Annotated in this window: 25 protein-coding genes; 8 read left to right on the top strand and 17 right to left on the bottom strand. The window is 64.9% G+C overall.

Annotated features, from left to right (window positions below; translation table 11 throughout):
• Position 1 precedes the first annotated feature (1 nt).
• The 8 genes from VF992_04220 to VF992_04185 form a co-directional block, all read right to left on the bottom strand.
• The gene (locus tag VF992_04220) at positions 2-577 is read right to left on the bottom strand and encodes a hypothetical protein (GenBank protein ID HEX9340361.1); all 576 of its coding nucleotides are present in this window, start codon (positions 575-577) and stop codon (positions 2-4) included.
• Complete coding sequence (locus VF992_04215; protein HEX9340360.1) at positions 570-1,943, bottom strand: replication factor C large subunit; 1,374 nt, start codon at positions 1,941-1,943, stop codon at positions 570-572. The genes VF992_04220 and VF992_04215 overlap by 8 nt, the downstream gene beginning before the upstream one ends.
• 146 nt (positions 1,944-2,089) lie before the next feature.
• The gene (locus tag VF992_04210; GenBank protein HEX9340359.1) at positions 2,090-2,242 is read right to left on the bottom strand and encodes a hypothetical protein; all 153 of its coding nucleotides are present in this window, start codon (positions 2,240-2,242) and stop codon (positions 2,090-2,092) included.
• Positions 2,243-2,401: 159 nt separating this feature from the next.
• On the bottom strand, positions 2,402-3,130 hold the full coding sequence (locus VF992_04205) for a recombinase family protein (GenBank protein ID HEX9340358.1): 729 nt from the start codon (positions 3,128-3,130) through the stop codon (positions 2,402-2,404).
• 3 nt (positions 3,131-3,133) lie between these two features.
• Positions 3,134-3,940: a recombinase family protein gene (locus tag VF992_04200; GenBank protein HEX9340357.1), complete on the bottom strand. Its 807-nt coding sequence runs from the start codon at positions 3,938-3,940 to the stop codon at positions 3,134-3,136.
• A 322-nt stretch (positions 3,941-4,262) separates the two neighbouring features.
• Positions 4,263-5,549, bottom strand: coding sequence for a hydroxymethylglutaryl-CoA reductase, degradative (locus VF992_04195; protein ID HEX9340356.1), 1,287 nt, complete (start codon positions 5,547-5,549; stop codon positions 4,263-4,265).
• 57 nt (positions 5,550-5,606) lie between these two features.
• A complete protein-coding gene (locus tag VF992_04190; protein HEX9340355.1) occupies positions 5,607-6,128 on the bottom strand; it encodes a hypothetical protein in 522 nt (173 codons plus the stop codon).
• Positions 6,129-6,152: 24 nt separating this feature from the next.
• Complete coding sequence (locus tag VF992_04185; protein ID HEX9340354.1) at positions 6,153-6,545, bottom strand: zinc ribbon domain-containing protein; 393 nt, start codon at positions 6,543-6,545, stop codon at positions 6,153-6,155.
• A 239-nt stretch (positions 6,546-6,784) separates the two neighbouring features.
• Here VF992_04185 and VF992_04180 point away from each other — a divergent pair, with 239 nt between their 5' ends.
• Positions 6,785-8,164, top strand: coding sequence for an ABC transporter substrate-binding protein (locus tag VF992_04180; protein HEX9340353.1), 1,380 nt, complete (start codon positions 6,785-6,787; stop codon positions 8,162-8,164).
• A 25-nt stretch (positions 8,165-8,189) separates the two neighbouring features.
• Here VF992_04180 and VF992_04175 read toward each other — a convergent pair whose 3' ends face one another.
• The 4 genes from VF992_04175 to VF992_04160 are packed head-to-tail and all read right to left on the bottom strand — an operon-like array spanning position 8,190 to position 12,236.
• On the bottom strand, positions 8,190-8,966 hold the full coding sequence (locus VF992_04175; protein ID HEX9340352.1) for an ABC transporter ATP-binding protein: 777 nt from the start codon (positions 8,964-8,966) through the stop codon (positions 8,190-8,192).
• A 4-nt stretch (positions 8,967-8,970) separates the two neighbouring features.
• Entirely contained in the window at positions 8,971-9,735 is a 765-nt protein-coding gene (locus VF992_04170) for an ABC transporter ATP-binding protein (GenBank protein HEX9340351.1), read from the bottom strand.
• 9 nt (positions 9,736-9,744) lie between these two features.
• The gene (locus VF992_04165; protein HEX9340350.1) at positions 9,745-11,088 is read right to left on the bottom strand and encodes a branched-chain amino acid ABC transporter permease; all 1,344 of its coding nucleotides are present in this window, start codon (positions 11,086-11,088) and stop codon (positions 9,745-9,747) included.
• Entirely contained in the window at positions 11,085-12,236 is a 1,152-nt protein-coding gene (locus VF992_04160) for a branched-chain amino acid ABC transporter permease (protein ID HEX9340349.1), read from the bottom strand. The genes VF992_04165 and VF992_04160 overlap by 4 nt, the downstream gene beginning before the upstream one ends.
• 94 nt (positions 12,237-12,330) lie before the next feature.
• On the opposite strand from VF992_04160, the gene VF992_04155 reads away from it, so the two are divergent.
• Both VF992_04155 and VF992_04150 read left to right on the top strand, forming a co-directional pair.
• Positions 12,331-13,089, top strand: a complete 759-nt coding sequence (locus VF992_04155) for a methyltransferase domain-containing protein (protein ID HEX9340348.1) — start codon at positions 12,331-12,333, stop codon at positions 13,087-13,089.
• 27 nt (positions 13,090-13,116) lie between these two features.
• Entirely contained in the window at positions 13,117-13,779 is a 663-nt protein-coding gene (locus VF992_04150) for a MarC family protein (protein ID HEX9340347.1), read from the top strand.
• Between the two features lie 9 nt (positions 13,780-13,788).
• On the opposite strand, the gene VF992_04145 is transcribed toward VF992_04150, so the two are convergent.
• On the bottom strand, positions 13,789-15,144 hold the full coding sequence (locus VF992_04145; protein HEX9340346.1) for an MBL fold metallo-hydrolase: 1,356 nt from the start codon (positions 15,142-15,144) through the stop codon (positions 13,789-13,791).
• A 6-nt stretch (positions 15,145-15,150) separates the two neighbouring features.
• Positions 15,151-15,393 carry a PRC-barrel domain-containing protein gene (locus VF992_04140; GenBank protein ID HEX9340345.1) on the bottom strand — a complete coding sequence of 81 codons (243 nt, stop codon included), beginning with the start codon at positions 15,391-15,393 and terminating at the stop codon, positions 15,151-15,153.
• 174 nt (positions 15,394-15,567) lie between these two features.
• Between VF992_04140 and VF992_04135 the strand changes: the two genes are divergently transcribed.
• Positions 15,568-16,194, top strand: a complete 627-nt coding sequence (locus VF992_04135) for a Mov34/MPN/PAD-1 family protein (GenBank protein ID HEX9340344.1) — start codon at positions 15,568-15,570, stop codon at positions 16,192-16,194.
• Here the strand turns inward: VF992_04135 and VF992_04130 are convergent.
• On the bottom strand, positions 16,191-16,544 hold the full coding sequence (locus VF992_04130; GenBank protein ID HEX9340343.1) for a hypothetical protein: 354 nt from the start codon (positions 16,542-16,544) through the stop codon (positions 16,191-16,193). The two genes, VF992_04135 and VF992_04130, sit on opposite strands and share 4 nt — an antisense overlap.
• 60 nt (positions 16,545-16,604) lie before the next feature.
• Positions 16,605-17,123 (bottom strand): PH domain-containing protein, encoded by a 519-nt coding sequence (locus VF992_04125; GenBank protein ID HEX9340342.1) that lies wholly within the window; start codon positions 17,121-17,123, stop codon positions 16,605-16,607.
• Positions 17,124-17,245: 122 nt separating this feature from the next.
• Here VF992_04125 and VF992_04120 point away from each other — a divergent pair, with 122 nt between their 5' ends.
• From VF992_04120 to purS, 3 genes are read left to right on the top strand one after another with little or no spacing between them, the layout of a single operon-like run.
• The gene (locus tag VF992_04120) at positions 17,246-17,881 is read left to right on the top strand and encodes a MarR family transcriptional regulator (GenBank protein HEX9340341.1); all 636 of its coding nucleotides are present in this window, start codon (positions 17,246-17,248) and stop codon (positions 17,879-17,881) included.
• A gap of 31 nt (positions 17,882-17,912) precedes the next feature.
• Positions 17,913-18,515 carry a hypothetical protein gene (locus VF992_04115; GenBank protein HEX9340340.1) on the top strand — a complete coding sequence of 201 codons (603 nt, stop codon included), beginning with the start codon at positions 17,913-17,915 and terminating at the stop codon, positions 18,513-18,515.
• A gap of 36 nt (positions 18,516-18,551) precedes the next feature.
• Positions 18,552-18,797, top strand: a complete 246-nt coding sequence (gene purS / locus VF992_04110) for a phosphoribosylformylglycinamidine synthase subunit PurS (GenBank protein HEX9340339.1) — start codon at positions 18,552-18,554, stop codon at positions 18,795-18,797.
• Between the two features lie 41 nt (positions 18,798-18,838).
• On the opposite strand, the gene VF992_04105 is transcribed toward purS, so the two are convergent.
• Positions 18,839-19,276 carry a hypothetical protein gene (locus VF992_04105; GenBank protein HEX9340338.1) on the bottom strand — a complete coding sequence of 146 codons (438 nt, stop codon included), beginning with the start codon at positions 19,274-19,276 and terminating at the stop codon, positions 18,839-18,841.
• Positions 19,277-19,342: 66 nt separating this feature from the next.
• Here VF992_04105 and VF992_04100 point away from each other — a divergent pair, with 66 nt between their 5' ends.
• Positions 19,343-19,624, top strand: a complete 282-nt coding sequence (locus tag VF992_04100; GenBank protein HEX9340337.1) for a hypothetical protein — start codon at positions 19,343-19,345, stop codon at positions 19,622-19,624.
• The last annotated feature ends 38 nt before the right edge of the window (positions 19,625-19,662 follow it).

Raw genomic sequence — 19,662 nt, 5'->3', positions numbered from 1 at the left:
GTTAGCGGACGATTCCCGACTTAGAAAGGGCTTTCGCGCGTCCGAGGGCCTCAGCCTCCTGGGGCCGATGGGTTGGCCGCCGGAGCGGGAGCAGGTCGATCTCCCCGGCACGGAACTCGATCGGCCGGAACGCCTCGTCCTTCGTGACGACCGCATCGAGCGTCCGCAGATCGTCGGAGAAGCGCAGGTCGTGGACCTTCAGGGTTCGATGCTCTCGCACGAACGTCCGTGCGATGTTCGTCGAAAAGATCGCCTCGATCCACCGCCGGTCCACGCCGGAGACCCCTCGGAACGCCCACCATGGATCGAAATGCACGAGCGCCGCGAAGCGATCCGCCGGGATCGACTCGATCGGCCGCAAGTCCGCCGTGCGGCTCGATGCGCGGAGTCGGTCCCCTTCGACCCGGATCACGGCGTCGACGACGCGCGGCGGTCCGCCGATCCGGTCCACGACCGTGAAGGCGACCCGCCACCCCGAATCGACGAAGGGGACCGTGTACTTCGTGACGATCTCCCCCTCATCGAAGGCCATCCGCCGGCCGACGATGCCCCGCTGGCGGATGCCCGTCTCACGCATCGTCCGTCTCGCCCTCGTCGAATGCGTGGAGCCGTCCGGCCGTCGCCCCGCGGGCCTTCGGGCGGGCGATCTTGGCGGCCTTTTCCAGGAGATGCTTGACCGCGTGGCTCGCCTCCGCCTCATCGAGGAGGAACGCGACCTCGCGCTCATCGAGGCCGAGCTCGGCCGTCAACTGGATCCGGAGTTCCTCGTCCCCGGCGAACAGGGCCTTCAGGACCGGGAGGATGTCCGTGCGGACGAGCGACTGGGACGCGTGCAGGTAGCGGGCGAACTTGGCCGCGACCGAGTTCCGGGCGCCGCGCTGCGCCCGGGATCGCGCCATCTGAATCAGGTAGAACGGAAACTCGAGCTGTCCCCCGCGGGCACGTCCTCTCCGGGCTACCGCTACGCCGCTCGACATGAGCTCGCGCGCGTACGACCACAGACCGTAGCTCTGGCGCCGACGGACTCGACCCAGGAAGAGGTCGGCTCGGCTCAGCACGTCGTACCCGCGCGTGAGATCGTCCGGCCGGCCGAATTCGTGGGCGAGGTTCTGGTCGATCCAGAGGATGAGGTCTTCCGGCGTCTCGTCAAGATTCCGGACGGCCTCGCGGGCCCGCCTCGCATCGCCCGACCGCAAGATTTCCTCGATGACCGGGAAAATCGTGAGCTCCCGATCCCGGTAGCCGAGTGACTTCGTCGCGGGTGCAAGGACCTCCTTCTTGCCAATCGCAATCGACTCGAAGTCGTTGATCGCGGAACGCAAGTCGCCGCTCGCCCGCTCTACGATCAGGTCGAGGACGTCGTCCGCCGCATCGAGGCCTTCGCCGGACGCAATGGTGCGGAGTATCTTTTTCATCGCGTCATCGTGAATGCCTTGAAATTTGATGGCCTTGCAGAGTCGCTTCAACGACGCCGATCGGCGGGTGAGCGCGTAGTAGTCGTTCACGATCAGCAAGACGGGCTGTTGCGTCTCTTGGATCATCTCGACGATTGCGGCGACACCGCCCTTGTCTTCCCGCCCGAAGATGTTGTCCGCCTCGTCGAGCACGATCAGTTTTCGCCCTCCCTTCTCCGTCGTCAGGAACTCCCCCGTGTCGCTGAACGTCTGGAGGACCGCTCCGCGGGTCGCGACCGTGCGGATCGCCTCCGCGTTGCGGCTGTCCGAGGCGTTCATCTCGACGACGCTCCAGCCCATCTCGTTCGCGAGGGCGAGCGCCGCACTCGTCTTCCCGACCCCGGGGTCGCCTTGTAGGGCCACGGCGCGTTTCTCCGGGCGGCCCCGCTGCCAAGCGTCCGCCCATTTCCGAAGTTCGGCCACGGCGGTCGGATTGCCGACGATCTCCTCGAGGGTCTTCGGCCGATGCTTCTCGGTCCACGCGGTCATCGCGCGGACGCGGAATGCCGACGGCCGGGATAACAGTATCAACGGGTCGAGCGAAAGGGGCGAAATAGGCGGGACGTGCGCTTTGTATAGCCGCTACAATACCGTGTGTCAAATTATATGTTGGACGTAAACTGATACTCCGAGGCTCATTTTTGTGCGTCCGCGTTAGCCGACTCGAACAAGTCGCAGAGCTCCCGCAAGAACTCGTCGTAGGTCTTGCGGAATTTCAAGCGGAAGATCCGATCGCGCGTTTCGGTCGTCAGCTGAATCGTCGTGAGATGCTTGTCACGCTTTGTCATGGACGCGCCATAGTCCTATGGGTCTGTATAGTACTATGGATTGTCAATACGGACTGGCCGCGGTCCCCATACACATTGGGTAGACCGAGGCGCAACGGGACCGCACCTCAGGGGGTCGAACATACGGGACTCACGGGCCCTTCGCCTGGGGGCCATGGCTCAACCGGAGTAATCCTCGAGCCGCAGCTGCGGTGGCTGAGGCTTCCTCTGGTCCGGCCGGCGGATCCGACGTTGCATTTCGTTTTGGACCCGGTTGAACGTGTCGACCTCGATCAGGGCCTCGTGCCTTCCGCGCTTGATGCCGCCGTTCAGCCGAGCGAGGCCGCAGTACACCGGATTGCTGAGGATGTTCGCGATCGTCTGGCTTGCCCAGGCGCGTCCTGTCTTCGTGCGGTATCCGTCGCGGTTCAGCTCCTGGCAGATCTTCGCGATCCCTTTCCCCTCGAGGTACCGGCGGAAGATGAGCGAGACGACGCGGGCCTCATCCTGGCGGACCTGCAGGGCGCCGTTCACGTAGTCGTAGCCGTACGGGCTCGCGTATGTCAGGAAGGCGTTCGCTTTCCTGACGGCGTTGTTGAGCGCCTCGGCGCTCTGCTGTCCGCGTGCGCGGCGAAGGACCTCGCGCTCGTTCAGCCCGCGTTCGTTGCACAGCTTCTGCAGAGCGAGCTCTTCCGAGTCGGCCCCGTAGTGCTGCAGGAGTTCGCGGGTCGAGCCGAAGCGCATGTAGACCTCCCAGAATAGGAGCGCGTCCAGCGGGGCCCCGTCCCCGCAGTGCTTGCACAGGACGACCTTCTCCCGTCGGACCGTCGGATCCGCCCGCGGATTGGCGTCGACCTCGTGGTTCACGAGATTCTTCGGGGTCCAGCACCGCGCGCATCGGCCGTCCACGACTCACGTCTCCAGGAGGATCGGGGGGCCGTTTGCGTTCGCGAGGAGGGCGCGGTTCCGGAGGCGTTCCTGCGCTTCGTTGAACGTCTCGACGGGGACGATCGCGGGGTGCTCCGCCCGACGGAAGATGCCGTCCCACCGTAGGAAGCCCGCGTACACCGGGTTGTGGACGATTCGGTGGACCTTGACCGCCGTCCACTCGGTGCCCCGCCTCGTCCGGTGACCGCCCGCGTTGAGGTCGGACGCGATCTCCTCGAGCGTGCGTCCCTCGATGCAGCGATCGAAGATATCGCGGACGAGGGACGCGCCTCGTTCGTCGGGGAGGAGCTGACCCTCCGAGAGGACGTAGCCGAGGGGGGCGTGGAAGCCCAGGATTCCCGGACCCGTCTTCGCCTTCTGGGACATGCCCATGTACACCCGCTCGCCGATCTGTTCGGACTCGAGCTGGGCGATCCGCTGGATGATGTCCATCACGAACCGACCCATGGCCGTCGACGTGTCGAGCGACTCCGTCGCCGAGACGAAGTCCTTCCCCCACGCGCGGAGGTCGTCCATCATCTCCATGAAATTCTGAGCGTTGCGGTGGATCCGGTCCATCTTGATGACGAGGATCGCATCCCAGCGATCGCGCTCGGCCATCATCCGCTGGTAGGCGGGGCGCTTCGTGTTTCGACCGGAGTGTCCATCGTCCACGTAGGCCGCCGCGACGGACCAGTCCCGAGCGAGGCAGTACGCCTGGAGGCGCTCCCGCTGCGCATCGAGAGAAAAGCCTTCCTTCGCCTGGTCTTCCGTCGACACCCTAGTGTAGATCGCGACGCGGACCGTGTGTGCCCATCCCGCGGCGGCGAAGGCACGTGCGGGTAAAAAAGTCTGCCGGTCGGACGAAAGTCTGACGATTCATGCTGACCTCCACGCCGTCTCTCGATACGTTTGACCGCCGTCGTGGGAAGCCATTTTTATTCGGAGACGCATATCCAACTCGCCAGGAATCGATGGCGCCGTGACAGGAAGTAACACGGAAAACGCCCCTTTCGCTATGACATATCGAATGGGGAGTAGGTATCGTGTCTACATATCTATATATAGCCAGGACATGAAATTTGCGTAACGGAATAATTCGTGGCCGCATATATTAGTGGGACTTCCGGAGATCCTCGAGAATTTCCTTCGCCCGGTCCATCCTCACCTTCCGCTCCTTCACGAGGAGCTGAGCGACCTGGTCGACTTCATCGCCTGTCGCGCCAACCGTGGCGGCAATGTTGCGCGCATGAAGCGACATGTGTCCTCGTTGGATCCCTTCCGTGGCGAGCGCCCGAAGTGCCGCGAAGTTCTGGGCGAGTCCGACCGATGCGATGATCTCGCCCAATTCCTGTGCGGTCTTGACCCCGAGCAGGCGGACGTTAGCCTTGGCGGTCGGATGGACCGCCGTCGCTCCCCCGACGAGCCCAACGGCCATGGGGAGTTCGATCGTCCCGACGAGGTCGCCGTTGGCATCCTTCTCCCACGCCGTGAGAGAGCGATACCCGCCGGATTTCCACGATGCGTACGCATGGGCGCCCGCCTCGATCGCCCGCCAATCGTTCCCGGTGGCCACGACAACCGCGTCGATGCCGTTCATGATTCCCTTGTTGTGCGTCGCACACCGGAAGGGGTCCGCCTCGGCGAAGGCGTACGCCTCGAGGATGCCCTCGACCACGTCCTTTCCAGAGACGTCCTCCGATCGGATCGCGTCTTTCGAGAAGACGGCCCGCGCTCGGACGAGACGGCGCACGGCGAGGTTCGAGATGATTCGAAGGTACACCTGGCCGCCGGTCCATTTTTCGAGCTGCGGCGCGACGGCTTCCGCCATCGTGTTCACCGCGTTCGCCCCCATCGCGTCCCGACAGTCGACGAGGAGGTGCGTGACGACCATCGGCCCGCGGTTCGTCTCGAGGACGCGCACCTCGACGTCCCTCGCGCCGCCGCCGACCTTCACGAGCATCGGGTCCTTCTCGTTGGCCAGCGAGAGGATCTCGTCGCGATGCGCCAGGATCGTCATGCGCGCGCCGTGCGGATCCGGCACGCCGACGAGTTGGATCTGGCCGATCATGATGGGCCCCGTCGAGCTCGTCGCGAACCCGCCGCGGTCCCGGGCCATCTTCGCCGCATTCGACGCGGCTGCGACGACGCTGGGCTCTTCGATCGCCATCGGCACGAGGTAGTCCCGCGCGTTGATCCGGAAGTTCACCGCGATTCCGAGCGGGACCGGCATCGTGCCGACGACGTTCTCGATCATCCGGTCGACTTGCTCGAACTTCAGGGCGCCCGTGTTGCGGATCGTGTCGATCTCCGCGTCCGTGAGCTCGCCGAAACCGCGGATCGTCTGCCAGCGGTCCTCCGGGCTCTTCTTGTAGAAGCCGGACACGTCGGAGCTCTTCATGCGCGCACCGCGCGCCGGAGAAGGCTCCCCGGCCATAAAAGCATCGAACCGCGCGCCCTACGTGACCCGATCTCCGCAATTCGGACAGAAGATCGCGTCGAACGGGATATTCGCCTCGCACGACGGGCAGGAACGGCCGACGGAACTCGGACCCGTCGGCTGCGACGCGGTCGCGGGCGGCTTTGCCGCGGGGGCGGCGGGAGCTGGCGGCGCAAGTGGCCGGTAGTCATACGAGGGCGCGTGCGCCCACGGATTCGATGCGGGCGGCCCATATCCAGGGAGCCGATCCTTCCGTACGACGAAGTAGATGATGAGCCCGATGAGCCCGAGGATGAGGACGACCAGGAACCAGCCGATGCCGGTCATCCCTCGGCTCTCCGCGTCCTCGTAGACGAGTACGCCGATGAGGAGCCACATCACGGCGAAGGCGATCGCGATCGCGCACAGTGCCCCGACCGGCAGGACCTGCAGCGCGGTGGGCCCGAAGGAAATCAGCCCGGCGCCCTCCATACGACCCAGGGCCGAGAACGGCGCGGGCCGTGAAATCCCTTTCGGGACGGCGCCCGGTCCGGATGCCACGATGCCGGCGCCCGAACGGCCGACTCAGACCTTCGCGCCGCACTTCCCGCAGAACGTCGCGCCGGGGGCGAGCGGCGAACCGCAGTTCCGGCACGTCATCTGGGCGGGCGGAGCGGGGCCGGCCGGTGGTGGCGCGCCGCCCGACGGCGGCGGCTGCCACGGCTGCTGGCCGTATGGCGGCGCCATCATCGGCTGGAGCTTGTCCTTTCGGACGACGAGGTAGATGATCAGGCCGATCCAACTGAACAGCAAGACGACGATGAGCCACAAGACGCCGCTCATCCCCCGACTCTCCGCGTCCCGGTAGACCCAGATCGCAACGAGGATGAATATGACGAAGATTACGGCGCAAAGGGCCAACACGGCGCCGCTGAAAATCTCAGCCTGGAACGCGCCCGGAATCGTCGCGAACACCACGGACCCGCCCTCCGGCCGCGCATGCGGATGAGGATATTTAAAGGGTCCGACGGCCGAATATGCGGGCATGTAGCCGCCGAGATTTCCGGCCTTCGTTCGAGACTTGACCAACGACAAAGGGCTTTCGTAATCCTTAAAGACATGTCGCAGCATTCGCCCGCGGGGTCATTATGGAGGAGGAGCAGGCACCATCGGGAGCGGCCGCAAGACCCGCCTCGAGGAGTAAGGCGTTGTGGGCCGTGATAGCGGTTCTGATTGTGATCATAGTCGTCGTGGTGGCCGCCGCATTCGCGGGCTTGTTTTCGCCAAGCGCCGCGCCGAAGCCGCAGCTTCGCATCGGTGTGCTGTTGTCCCAAACCGGTGCGCTCAGCCAATACGGACCCGGCGACACGAAGGGGGCGAAGCTAGCGGTCGACCAGATTAACCTAGCAGGCGGAGTTCTGGGGCAGCCGATCATCATGTTCGTCGAAGACGACCAGACGGACGCGACCGCGACCGTCGCCGCGGCTACGAAGCTGATCAACGTCAACCATGTCAACGCCATTGTCGGCGCTCAGTTCTCGGGTGGATCGATCCCCACAGTCAATTCGACGGCCAAGAAGGCGTTCGTTCCAATGGTTTCCCCGTCGGCCACATCGCCCGCACTGTCGAACCTCTCGCTGACCGGCGGCTACTTCTTCCGCACCGCCCCGTCCGACGCGCTTCAGGGGGTCGTCGCGGCCGACTACCTCTATCAAAACCTGTCGTACCGATATGTCAACCTCATCGCGCGCGACGATTCGTACGGTCGAGGACTCGCCGGAGTGGTCAAGGCAAAGTTCACGGCTCTCACCGGCGTCGTGAACACGACGGTGATTATCGACCCCGCGGCTCCGAACTTCGACGTGGCTCTCACGCAGCTGTTCTCGACGAATCCGCAGGCGGTCTATTTCGTCGGATTCCCCGGAGAGGGAATCACGGTCATGTCGAACTGGCAGGCGGGCCTCTCGAGCAATCCGGGGTGGAACCGGCCGTGGATCTTCTCGGAGGGGTTGAAGAGCCAGGCGTTCATCGACCAGCTGCATGATCCCTCGGTGAACGTGGACGTCACGAAGATCCTGGGCACCGCGCCGGTATCGCCGTTCGGCGCCATTTACGACTCGTTCGTGGCGCAATACAAGGCGAACAACAGCGGCCAGGCTCCGGTCCTCTACGCGGACTACACCTACGACGCCGTATACCTGATCGCGCTGGCGGCCCAAAAGGCCGGCTCCGTGAACGGAACCGCGATTCGCGACCAGCTGCGCGCCGTATCGGAGGCGCCGGGTACGGTCGTCAAGCCCGGCCAGTGGTCGGCCGCGTTGGCGGCTCTGGGTGCGAGCGGGGGCGACGTGAACTGGGAAGGAGCGGCAGGTTCCGAGGATTTCGACGCCAACGGGGACGTCCGAGGGAGCTACGAGGTCTGGGGGGTCGACTCGACGTTCCAGATCGTCCGAGTCGCATTCATCCCCGACTCGAGCATCCCGACGACGGCCATGCTCGGGAGTTCGCCCTTCGGGTGGCTCCTGACGACGTTCGGATCGGTGTTTGGCGTGCGATACCTTTCGGCTCAGACCGTCGGGTTCTCCCGGCGGCTCTGAACCTTTTTCCCCTTTCGCGCCGGTCTCAGGCTGCCCCGCCGAGGTACAGCTTTCCCACGTCCGCGTTGTGAAGCAGCGATTCGCCGGTGCCGGTGAAGCGGTTCCGGCCTGTCTCGAGCACGTACCCTCGGTCCGCGATCGCGAGGGCTTTCTTCGCATTCTGCTCGACGATGACGATTCCCGTTCCCCGGTCGTTGATCTCGACGATCTTCGAAAACACGGCGTCGACCAGCTTGGGGGCGAGCCCCGCGGAGGGCTCGTCGATCAGCAGCACATCGGGGTCGAGCATCATCGACTTCGCCAAAGCGACCATCTGCTGTTCGCCCCCACTCAAGGTGCCGGCGAGTTCACGCAACTTCGGTTGGAGATTCGGAAACATCGCGATGGCATCCGTCGCCCGTTTTCGAATCTCGGCATCTTTCATCATGCGAGAGCGAGTCCGCGCGGTCGAGGGACGGTTCCAGGGCGTCGGGATCGGTGAGATTCGTCGAGTGATCGCTCCCATCTCGAGATTCTCGAGGACGGTGAGGGTCGGGAACGTGTTGTTCGTCTGCGGGACATAGCCCAGCCCCATCATGACGAGGTCCCTAGGGGCCGAGCCAGTGATGTCCTTCCCCCGAAATTCCACCCGACCGCCCATCGGCCGTATCAAGCCGAACATCGCCTTGACGAGAGTCGACTTCCCGGCCCCGTTGGGGCCGATGATCGTGACCAGCTCTCCCTCGTCGAGGGTCATCGAGACTCCGTGAAGGATTTCCATTTCCCCATACCCCGCGTGGAGAGCGTCGACCTGGAGGAGCATGGGCTTACCCTCCGAGGTACGAGTCGATGACGGCCGCGTTGGCTCTCACCGATTCCGGTGGGCCTTCCGCGATCCGTCGACCCTGGTGCATGACGATGACCCAGTCGCAACGGTTCATGACGACGTTCATGTCGTGTTCAATCAAGAAAAATGTCCGACCGCCCTTTCTTAGCCCTTCGATGAGATCCATCAGGCTCTCTGCCAAGGCGGGATTCACGCCTGCGACCGGCTCGTCGAGCAAGACCAACGTGGGATCGGACATGAGGGCGCGGGACAGCTCCAGCAGCTTTTTCTGTCCGCCCGACAGCGCCCGGGCGTGCTCGTTCGCGAGGCCGTCGAGTTGCGTCAGCTTGAGGACCTCTCGTGCGCGGGCGCGCCACCGCTTTTCGTCCTGCTTGACCTCGCGCGGATGGACGAAGAGGTTCAGCAGGTGTTCGCCCGAATTGTGTTTCGCAGCGAGGACGACATTTTCAAGCACGGTCAGGTTGCGCAACTCGTGGGGAATCTGCCAGGTCTTGGTCAGTCCGAGGTCGACGATGTCATACGGCGGTAGGCCGTCGATTCGCCTGCGGTTGAAGTGGATTTGGCCGCCGTCGGGGCGATAGAGCCCGGCGATGATGTTGAACAGGGTCGACTTCCCCGCCCCGTTCGGGCCGATCAAGCCCGTGATGGTCTTCGGGAGTACGGAGAGGCTGCAGCCGTCGACCGCGTGGATTCCGCCGAAAGCCTTCTCGACCTGGTCGACCGTCAGGAGCGGGTCCTCGGCCATCCCGATGCCTCACCTCAGGACCCGCTTGCGCTCACGGAGGATCCCCTCAGGGCGATAGACGACAAGTAAGATCAACAACACCCCAATCAACATGAGCCGGGTGTAGAAGATGGTGTCGCCGACCGCCAAAGGAGCGAATTGTTCGACGAGGATGAATGCCCAACCGACTCCGTAGACCGCCAGGGCGGCGAGGATTAGGCCTCGAGTCACCGCACTCCTCCGGTACAGTGCGATGGGGTGAGCCCAGGTCAATGCAGGCCTGAGTCGTCCGAGCACGAAGAGAAGTCCGAGGGCCACCAACGCCGCGAGGCCGAGGCCCAGGAACACGTCCCGCATGAACCCATAGTTTGCCGCAAGACCGACGACGGCTTGGTCCCGCACTTGGACGGAGATCCATTCCATTCCGTATATGAGGAACGCCCCGACGATTGCCCCCCGGTGGTTGCCGGATCCTCCGACGATCACCATCACCCAAACGGAGAACGTCACCGACGGGGCGAAGCTCGACGAGGGTGAGAGGTAGCCGAGCGTGATGGCGTAGAGGGCCCCTGCCAGGCCCATCAATGCCCCGCCGATCGCGAACGCCTGGAGTTTGTAGTTGAACGTGTTCTTGCCGAGGGCCATCGTCGCCTCCTCGTCCTCCCGAATCGCCCGCAAGACCCGGCCCCACGGGGATTCGACCATGAACTGGAGGATCAGGATCAACGCGACCAGGACGAGCGCCCCGACTCCGACGAGGGTCATCGCGTTCAGGAACTGCGCGTCCGGGCCCTGGTAGTAGATCGGCGGCGGAATCCCCGAGATTCCGATGCTCCCGCCCGTAATCGACTGCAAGTTCGTCGTGGCGATCTGGAGGATCACCGCAAAGGCGAGCGTCGCAATCGCGAGATAGTCGGCGCGAAGACGCAGCGCCGGGACTGCGACGAGCGCCGCGGTCGCCCCGGAGGCAAGCATCGCGAGGAGGACCCCGACGACCAGGGGCAGCGAGAAGCCGCCGAGGTGGCCTGGAAAGACGACGACACCCCCCACGATGATCGGCGGCGTCGGCGGCGTGATCGCGATCGCCGCGACGTAGGCCCCGATGAGATAGAAACCTGCGATTCCGGCGTTGAACAACCCGGTGTAGCCCCACTGGAGGTTGAAACCGAGCGCGAGGACCGCGAAGACGATCGAGATGCTCACGTAGAAGCCGAGGTTCGTCAGGATCCCTTTGGGCGTCGCGCCCGCGATCGCCGCGGACACGACCCCGAGGAGGATGATGCCTGCGATTACGCTGAAAACTATGACTCCGCTCCACGGGACTTCGTTCGTCGGAGGCCGGCGGACAGGACCCTTTGAGCTGCCTTGGCTCACGGTTTGGTCGCCTCCTTGCTCGCCGGTGCCTTGGTCCCCGCTCCAACCTGTTCGCCGAAGGACCGCGTGATGCGTTCGATGAAGAACGCTCGGCGGGCAAAGGCGGGTCTCCGACCGGCAATCCCCCAAGGTCGGAGGATCAAGACGAGGATCAGGATGATGAACGGAACGGCGACCTTGTAGGCGCTTCCGAACTGCAACCCAATCACGTCGGGACGCTCCAGCCACACCAACAGCGGCACCGACATCTCCTGGGAGAGACCGACGAGGAGCCCGCCGAGCATCGCCCCGTAGGGCGACCCGATTCCTCCCACGATGACGGCGGCAAAGATCAGGAGGACGATGTCAAAGCCCATCGTCGGACTGAGTGCGCTTCCGAGGCCCAGGAGGACCCCGGCGGTCGAGGCGAAGGCCGTGCTCACCCCCCACGCGGCGAACGTCACGCGCCTCGTGTCGATGCCCGTCGCCTTCGCGAGTTCGAGGTTGTCGGCCGTCGCGCGCATCGCCTTTCCGAGGTTCGTGTACTTCAGGAGGATATGGGAAGAAATTACGAAGAGCAGTCCGACGCCGAGGGTCAGGATTCCCCGTACCGGGTGGATCCCGACACCCGGAGCGAGGGGGATGTCTTGCAGCGCGGGGACGGGATAGAGCCACTTTTGCGTCCCCGCAACAGAACGGATCCCGTTTTGGAGGATGAGGCCGATTCCGACCGACGCGACGAGGGGGGCGACGGGGCCGCGGCCTTCGAGGCGAGAGAAGATGACGAGTTCGAGGACGATCCCGAAGGCGGCGAGGGCCAGGAACGAGACGACCGCCCCCCAGATGAGAGAGACGCCGTTCAGTGTCAGGACGAGCGCCACGTACGCCCCAAGTGTCATTGTGTCCCCGTAGGCGAAGTTGGCAAACCCTCGGATGCCGTACAAGAGCGTGAGGCCAATCGCCGCGACAATCACGATGCTGCTGATGACCAGCCCGCCCAGGGCATATTTGAGCATGATGGTCCCGAATACGAATGCGAGTCCACCGAGGAACGCCACGCCAATCGCGGCTACGATTGCCGCCCGGAGGAGCAGTCGCCGAAAGCGGCGGGTCGGGCGCAGTGCGGCCCACCTCGAGCGCGCGGGAGATTCCGGGGAGACATGGGCCATGGTATCATCTGTCACGCGAGGAACAAGAGGAGCCTCATTAACTTTTTGCGGCACGGGAGAAAAGTCTTACAATCGGGGCGGCTTTGCCGGAATCGTGCAGCCCGATCGACTCGTGCTATTGGAGCCCGCCGGAGCCAAGCACCTCGTCGTCCTGGACGGTGACGTCGTCAACATTCCCGGGGTCGGCGTGGCCCGCGCGGAGGTGCTTCGCGCGCTCATCGGCCGTCGTTGGTCCGTTGGCGGTCGATCCTTCCTCGTGCTCACGCCGACGGTCAGGGACATCGTCGCATCGATGCGACGTCAGGCGCAAATCGTCGGCCTGAAGGATGCGGCGACGCTGGTCTGGAACTGCGATCTCAAGTCGGGTGATTTCGTCGTCGAGGCCGGGGCAGGGTCCGGGGCGCTGACCCTCGTCCTCGCGCAGGCCGTCGGCCCGGACGGCCGAGTCGTGACGTACGACATGCGTCGGGACTTTCTGGAGGTGGCGCGCACAAACGTCTTGAACGCGGGGTTCGGAGGATGCGTGGAGTTCAAGCAAGGCGATGTGCGATTGGGGATCGAGGAACGGGACGCCGACGCATGCGTCTTTGACATTCCCGATCCTTGGGAGGCGATCGCGATGGCGAAGGAGGCGATGAAGCCGTGCGGACACCTCGCCTCGTACTCACCGAACACGGAGCAAGTGAGCCGCACGGCCGGTGCCTTGCGGGCTGGGCCGTTCGTTGAGATTCGGACCATCGAAATCATCGAACGCGAGATTGTTGCGGGAGAGGCTGGGACCCGTCCGTCCTTCGCGCCCCTCGGCCACACGGGCTACCTTACGTTCGCGCGGAAAGTGCTCGACACCTTCTAATATCGGGGGTCGTGTGGCCGCCGGGCCATGGCCTACGATCTCACGACGTTCGTCGTCACGACGCTCGTCGCGATCTTCGCGATCGTCAATCCGATCGGGGCGATGACGTTCTTCGTCGTCCTGACGCGGGCCTACCCGAAGGCGATGAAGACGCGGGTGATCCAGAAGGCGGTCCTCGCGGCGACGATCGCGCTCCTCGTCTTCGCGTTCGTCGGGAACTACATCTTCCTCCTGTTCGGCACCTCGATCCCGGCGTTCCGGATCGCGGGAGGGGTCCTCCTATTCTCGATCGCGTTCTCGATGATGCAGGGCGAGCGGTCCCGCACGCAACTCACCCCCCAGGACCGTCAAGAGGCACTCGAGCAGGAGGCCGTTGGCGTGGTGCCCCTCGGCATCCCGATGCTCGCCGGCCCCGGCGCGATCACGACGGTCATGGTGCTCATGGCGGAGGCGTCGGCGCCCGAGCTGGACATGCTGCGGATCGGCATCATCCTGGCGTCAATCGTCGCGACGATGGTGGTGAGCTGGGTCATGCTCACCTACGCGGATCACATCTTCCGCCGCATCGGCCGCATGGGAGCGTACGCCATCTCGCGGATCATGGGCCTCATCCTCGCTGCGATCGCGGTCCAGTTCATCCTCCTCGGCGTGCAAGGCGCGTACCTCCAGTACTTCCAGCCGATCCCGTGAGCCGTTGTGTCATGAGAAATCGACCGGCCGGAGGCGCTCCGGCTGGACGACGTGCCGGGCGAGCCGCGTGAAGCGGTCGGGATGTTCCGTGTGTACCGGCAGGACAATCTCCGGGTCGATCGCCTGGATCATCTCACCGACCTCCCTCTCGCTGAGGTGGCCGGACGCGTGGAGCTGGTGCCGCACGAGGTGGAACCGGTCGAGCCAGTGTTGCAGCACCGCATCGTTGACGTCGTCTTCCTCGAACGGCTCGCTCTTCGAGTGGATGAACGGCGAGCCGGCCGGCGGCTGGAGGTCCACGAGCTCGGGGAGGTGCCAGAAGTCGAGTTGGACGAGGTACTCGGAGGGCCGCTTCGCCATCTCTTCGGCCGTCACCACGCGGCCCGCGAGCTTGTCCTGGAGCTCCCGCTCCCATGGGTCCGTCTTCCGCATCAGCCGATCGTACAGGAGGAAATCGCCCTCTTTCGCGATGTCCGGGACCTGTATGTGCGTGTCCTTCTTGAGCGTCAGGAGGAGATGCGCGGTCTTCGCGTTGGCGACGAACTTCCGACCGACCGCCTGCGCGGTCTCGAAGAACGTCCGGATGCGGTCGACGTCGCGGCCCGGGAACGTCACGAGGGCGAGCTTGTCCTTCGCCGAACCGAGGAGCCGGATCGCCTTCTCCTTGACGTCGGCCTCCGTCAGGCTGGCGCGCGGGTCGTCCGGGGTGACGCGCGTGCCTTCCGTAATCAGGGCGATCGGTTTCGCGGCCCGTGCGGCCTCGATGAAGTCGTCCGTGAGGCGTCGCATCGGGCCGTGGTGGCGTAGATCGCCCGTGTAGGCGATCGTGCCGGCGCTCGTGTGCACGAGGTAGCCGTACGCGGCGGGCGCGCTGTGGTCCACGTGGACTGGCTCGACCTCGACCCCGTCGAGGGTCGTCGCCTGGCCCGACCGGAACGTCGCGTACGCGTGGGACCCGAGGCGCATCATCGGCGTGCGCGCGGTCGCATCGAGCGACTCCAAGATCGTCCGGGCGCCCTCGCCCATGTGGACCGGGATGTTCGGATCGACGTAGCGGAGGTGCTGCGTGTGGTCGTAGTGCACGTGGGTGATGAAGATTCCCGAGAACGCCGGCGGCTCGTACGCCATGTCCGTCGGGAGGAGCGCCTCGGCCGAGTAGAGGCCGGGGATCCGCGGCATCAAGTCGAGCGCGAAGTAGTCGCGGAGGCCGAACCGGTCCCGGGGGCCGAGGAACTCGACGAAATAGTCCTCGCCCAGGTCGAACGGGGCGCCCATGTCGAGCCAGATGCGGGCGTCGCGGTCTTCGAGGAGGATCTTGTTCCCGCCGATCTCCGCGACCCCGCCGTAGAACGTGAGCTTCGCCACGTCTCGTCACTCCGCGAGCGCGGTCACGATGACGTCCTGCACCGCCTTCATCGACCGGAAGTTCAGGAGCAGCCGACCTTCCGCGTCGGTCTTGAAGAACCGCCTCTCGACGCTCCCGGCGGCCGTCACGAGGAGCGCATGGATGCGGCCTGACTTCGTCTCGACCATCAGGTCCGATAGCACGCCGAGGATCTGCCCGTCCTCCGTCATGACCGTCTTCCCCATCAGCTCCGTCGCGAACCGCTTCACGCGTGCGCCGGGCGCGTATTCGCGGCAGATTATTTTTCCTTATGGGGACGTCGACTAATGAAGGCACTATCCGACCGTCTCATGCGAAGCCAAACGAGTTCCCAGCAATCGGGACATCACTTTCTTATAGACCCGGAGGGGTGAAGGGGTCCCCTTCTCCGGAGGTCGGTGCCCATGGACGATGTCGTCATCGAACGCGGTTGCTTCGTCGGCCTGGTCGCTTCCGCCGTGGAGGCGTACAACCGCGAGACGAACGGGTTCCTTGTCGGGAACCGCGGGACGCGCATCCTGCGACGCCGGCCGAGGGAGGTCACCGTCCTGCGGGCCGCATATCCGCTCCAGACGGAGGACCGCAAGCCGAACTGGGTGAGCCACGGGAACGAGAAGGCGTTCCGTCGCGCGCGAGGCGTGATCGAGAGCGCGGACGTCGGGTATGCGGTCCTCGGCGGCTTCCACAGCCACACGGGGGCGGATGGGGTGGCGAGCCTCTCCGCCACGGATCTCGACTACGTCAGCGACGAACTGAAGCGCCTGTCCCGGAGCCACTCGATGGACCGGGCCGAATGGCTCGAGGTGGTCGTCGCGCTCAAGCGTCGGGAATGGTCTCGCCGGCGTGCGGCCGGGTGGACGACCCGCCGATACCGGCGGAAGCTCGGGTGCACGGTCGCCACCGACCCGACGCACGGGTACGACATGACGATCGGTGGGTATTGGATCGAAGGCGAGCCGGACGGGGTGCCCGGGGCATGGGACCTCGTCGACACGCGCGAGGCGCGCCTGCTCCTCCCGTGGGCGGACTAGGCGCCCGGCCCCACGTGGACGTCGTACGCCGGCGCGAAGGAAATGCGGCGGTTGAACGCCTCCAGGCTCCCGGGCACATCGACATCGAAACCGTCCTCGACGAGCGGGCCGAGCCGGCGCAGGAACGCCTTCAGGTTCGCGTCGGCCTCCGCGACCTCGACCATAGACTTCGGCCGTGCGCCATCCGGGAACTCCATGATCCGGATCATCTGTCCGTCTTTGAGGAACAGCGCATTCCGGGTCGCACCGAGTCCTCTCGCGACCACCTTCCCGCCCTCCGGATTGTTCAGCACGCGCTCGAATTCGGATTCCTTACCGCGCTTCGCGCGGAACGTGAATGCCATGAGCATGCGAATCGACGGTCAAGAGAACCGGCCGCAAATAACGTTTCCCATCGAGAGGGTACCGACCTAGCGCGTCGTCGGTGGCTGTGGCTGCGGGCCGGTCCAGCCGCGTCTCCCGATGCGGGTGCTGAGCAGCTCCTGGATGTGGGACGGACGCGGGACCATGTCGATGTTCATCGTGTCGTCGCCCGTGTCGACGACGATCGTCCCGATCTTCAGGATGCGCTGGGACAACGTCTGATGGAGGTCCACCCGCTCGAGCTGGGTGTACGGGATCATGACGGTGTTCTTGTTCAGGATGCCGTCCTCGCGGATGATCTTGTTATCCGTGATGATGTATCGCGTCGTCTTCCGCTTGAGCTCGGCGGTCAAGAAGGCGAGCAGGGCGAGGACCGCGACGAACCCAGCGAGGATCGTGCTGAGCCGCACCGGGCCGATCGCGGGGTCCGGGAACGACGGGGCGAGGCGGTCGACGAAGAACACGGCCCCCGCGAGGATGAGCAGGAGGAACATCGCGAGGTAGAAGCGTAGGGCGATCAGCCGCGTCGGCCGCGTGACCAGCAACGTCTTTTCGCCCGCGTCCATCCGGCGACCTTCCACGTGCCCAACCCGGGGCCGCGATAAAATGGTTTCGCCCGGAGTGGACCTTCCGTGTCCGCGGTTGGAAGGAAGTTCATATCGTCGGAACGGCCTCTCGGCGGGTCGCGATGACCGTCCTGTTCGGCACGCTCGGATGGCGGCCTCAGAGCCTCATCCCCTCGATCCGGTCGACGGAGGGCCTCGAGCGGGTCGTGTTCTACCACAGCGACCACGCGAAGAGCCGCGATGCGCGGGCCAAGGTCATGGAGTTCTGTCGCGCCCTTGGCCTGTCCGCGACCGCGAACGAGGTGAGCGACGCGTTCGACCTGCTGCACGTGGCCACGCAGATCCGGGCCGACATCCGGAAGGACCGGGCGAGCGGCTCGGACCTCCGGTTCAACATCGCGGGCGGCACGCGGCTCATGAGCAGCGCCGCCCTTCTGGTCTGCGTCCTCGAGGGCATCCCGGCGACCTACGTCCACGACGAGACGTATCAGGAAATCCCGCTTCCCCTGCTTCGCATCACGTACGGCGAAGGCCTCACGACGAAACAGCGGGAGGTCCTGACGTTCCTTGTGAAGAACCGGGAGAAGGACTTCACGGAGACGGCGCTCGCCCGGGCGCTCGGCGTACACAAGGCGACGATGAACCACCACCTCCGCGAGCTCGACGCGAAAGGCGCGATCGAACGCCTGGCGGACGCGAGGGACGCGAGGAAGCTGATCGTCAAGCCCGCTCCGGCAATGGACCTCCTCGTGGGGTGAACGGACGGGCCGACGCACGCTGATCGTCACGATGGGCTTCGACGAGCGGCACGTCTTGCCGGCGTTGCGCCTCATGCCGTATGACCGGCTCGTCGTCGTGGCGGGCCGGGACAGCTTCCGGTCGGCGGGCTTCCGCCGGCTGAAGGACCTCGAGCCGTCCCTCCGATCTGTCGTCGTCCGTCCGTTCGATCTCCTCGATTCGCTCGGGACCGTGCGGCGGACGATCCTCGAGTCGGCGCGGGAGGGACCCGTCCGGCTGAGCGTGAGCGGCGGCACGAAGATCTTGGCGAACGCCGCGATCCTCGCGGCCTTCCTGGAGGGGATCGAGACGTGGTATTGCGAGACGACGCCGATCCGGCTGCCGGTCCTCTCCGGAGTCCGCCTGGGAGAGCCGTTCCCGGCGTCGGAGCGGGCGATCATGGCCCTGGTCCGACGGGCGGTGACCGTGGACGGGCTCGTCGCCCGCGCGGGAGCCCGCGGGATGAGCCGCCGGACGGCCGTCGCGGCGATCCGGTCCCTCGCATCGAAGGGCCTCCTGACGATCGAGGTGCGGGCCGGTCGGTCGTTTGCCCGGCCGTCCGAGCGGTCCTCGCTGTTCCGGTCGCACCTCGCGGCCGCTCCGGGAAAGGCCTAAGAACGGGGAGGCCATGCCGACTCCGGGGAACCTGGGTTGGTCCGCGTCCGAGTGGAGGTCCGCCTCCGCCCCGGCGTCACGGACCCGGAGGGGGACAACGTCCACAAGGCCCTCAAGCTACTCGGATTCGAGGGCGTCCGGGCGGTCCGCAGCTCGAAGCTCTTTCGGATCGACCTCGTCACGAAGGACGCGAAGACGGCCCTGAAGGAGGTCGAGGAGATGTGCCGTCGGCTCCTCGCGAACCCCGTCATCCACGAGTACGAGATCGCCGTCGAGAAGTAACTCCGATCGGACCATGCGGCGAGGACCGGCTCCCCGGTGGTTCAATCGGACGACTTCGGTCCCTTTCTTCGAACGCCACGCCTCGGATATGCACGGACCGGCACCACACGCCCTCGGTGGGAGAGGCGACTTCGCGAGGGGCCACCGGCGCGGGACTTCTTGGGCTCTGTCGCGGCACCGGACATCTCATTGTACACCCGGGCGGCCAGTTCCTTGTTGATGCCTTCAAAGTCCACTTGCAACATCGAAACGATCCGAGGATTCGCGACATTGAGACGGTAGAACTTGGAATCCCCCACCGAACGGGTGAAGGTCAGCATGTCCTGACCCAGCAGCTCCTCCACGAGCTTGTAGACCGTGGGTCGGGCGATCTCACCGAACTCCGCCATCTGGGAGATGGTGTAGTCAAAGTCGGGGTGATCCGTCAGGAAATCCAGGAGCCTGACCCTGGGCGCATTGCCGAAGATGTCTGTAAACATTCCTTACACCTGCGTAAAGATAGTTAACACTGGCTACTAATACCTTCTCATCCGATTGCCGCGCGCTTGAGAGACATTTCACGGGACGAAGCCGCGATCCTGTACAAGCTTTACCGCCATCGAGTGTTCGGGAAGCACCACATGCTCGAGGATAACCTCCTTCGTGGCTTTCCGCCCGATCAAATCGCGAACCTCAAGGCGGCTCTGGAAACCCTGAAACGGGAAGGGACGGTCCTCCGCAAGTCCACAAAGCACGGCCCTGCCGTGTACCTGTCTCCGAAGCACGGACGGGAGATCTACGAGCAGTTGAAGACACACTATCCGTTCCTGCCCAAACCGCCCTGGTAGGCCTGTCTCCCTGTGGTCCTCCTCGGTGGCAAGCTTCA

This window comes from Thermoplasmata archaeon, assembly GCA_036395115.1.
Lineage (GTDB): Archaea > Thermoplasmatota > Thermoplasmata > RBG-16-68-12 > RBG-16-68-12 > RBG-16-68-12.
Note: the sequence above shows the minus strand (reverse complement) of the source record. Positions and strands in the feature narration are given on the sequence as shown.

What these genes read in the sequence shown, in the direction of transcription:
- VF992_04220 (HEX9340361.1), bottom strand. Translation starts at nt 577, where the DNA reads ATGCGTGAGACGGGCATCCGCCAGCGGGGCATCGTCGGCCGGCGGATG.
- VF992_04215 (HEX9340360.1), bottom strand. Translation starts at nt 1,943, where the DNA reads ATGACCGCGTGGACCGAGAAGCATCGGCCGAAGACCCTCGAGGAGATC.
- VF992_04210 (HEX9340359.1), bottom strand. Translation starts at nt 2,242, where the DNA reads ATGACAAAGCGTGACAAGCATCTCACGACGATTCAGCTGACGACCGAA.
- VF992_04195 (HEX9340356.1), bottom strand. Translation starts at nt 5,549, where the DNA reads ATGAAGAGCTCCGACGTGTCCGGCTTCTACAAGAAGAGCCCGGAGGAC.
- VF992_04175 (HEX9340352.1), bottom strand. Translation starts at nt 8,966, where the DNA reads ATGCTCCTCCAGGTCGACGCTCTCCACGCGGGGTATGGGGAAATGGAA.
- VF992_04170 (HEX9340351.1), bottom strand. Translation starts at nt 9,735, where the DNA reads ATGGCCGAGGACCCGCTCCTGACGGTCGACCAGGTCGAGAAGGCTTTC.
- VF992_04160 (HEX9340349.1), bottom strand. Translation starts at nt 12,236, where the DNA reads ATGGCCCATGTCTCCCCGGAATCTCCCGCGCGCTCGAGGTGGGCCGCA.
- VF992_04150 (HEX9340347.1), top strand. Translation starts at nt 13,117, where the DNA reads ATGGCCTACGATCTCACGACGTTCGTCGTCACGACGCTCGTCGCGATC.
- VF992_04135 (HEX9340344.1), top strand. Translation starts at nt 15,568, where the DNA reads ATGGACGATGTCGTCATCGAACGCGGTTGCTTCGTCGGCCTGGTCGCT.
- VF992_04130 (HEX9340343.1), bottom strand. Translation starts at nt 16,544, where the DNA reads ATGCTCATGGCATTCACGTTCCGCGCGAAGCGCGGTAAGGAATCCGAA.
- VF992_04125 (HEX9340342.1), bottom strand. Translation starts at nt 17,123, where the DNA reads ATGGACGCGGGCGAAAAGACGTTGCTGGTCACGCGGCCGACGCGGCTG.
- VF992_04120 (HEX9340341.1), top strand. Translation starts at nt 17,246, where the DNA reads ATGACCGTCCTGTTCGGCACGCTCGGATGGCGGCCTCAGAGCCTCATC.
- VF992_04115 (HEX9340340.1), top strand. Translation starts at nt 17,913, where the DNA reads ATGGGCTTCGACGAGCGGCACGTCTTGCCGGCGTTGCGCCTCATGCCG.
- VF992_04105 (HEX9340338.1), bottom strand. Translation starts at nt 19,276, where the DNA reads ATGTTTACAGACATCTTCGGCAATGCGCCCAGGGTCAGGCTCCTGGAT.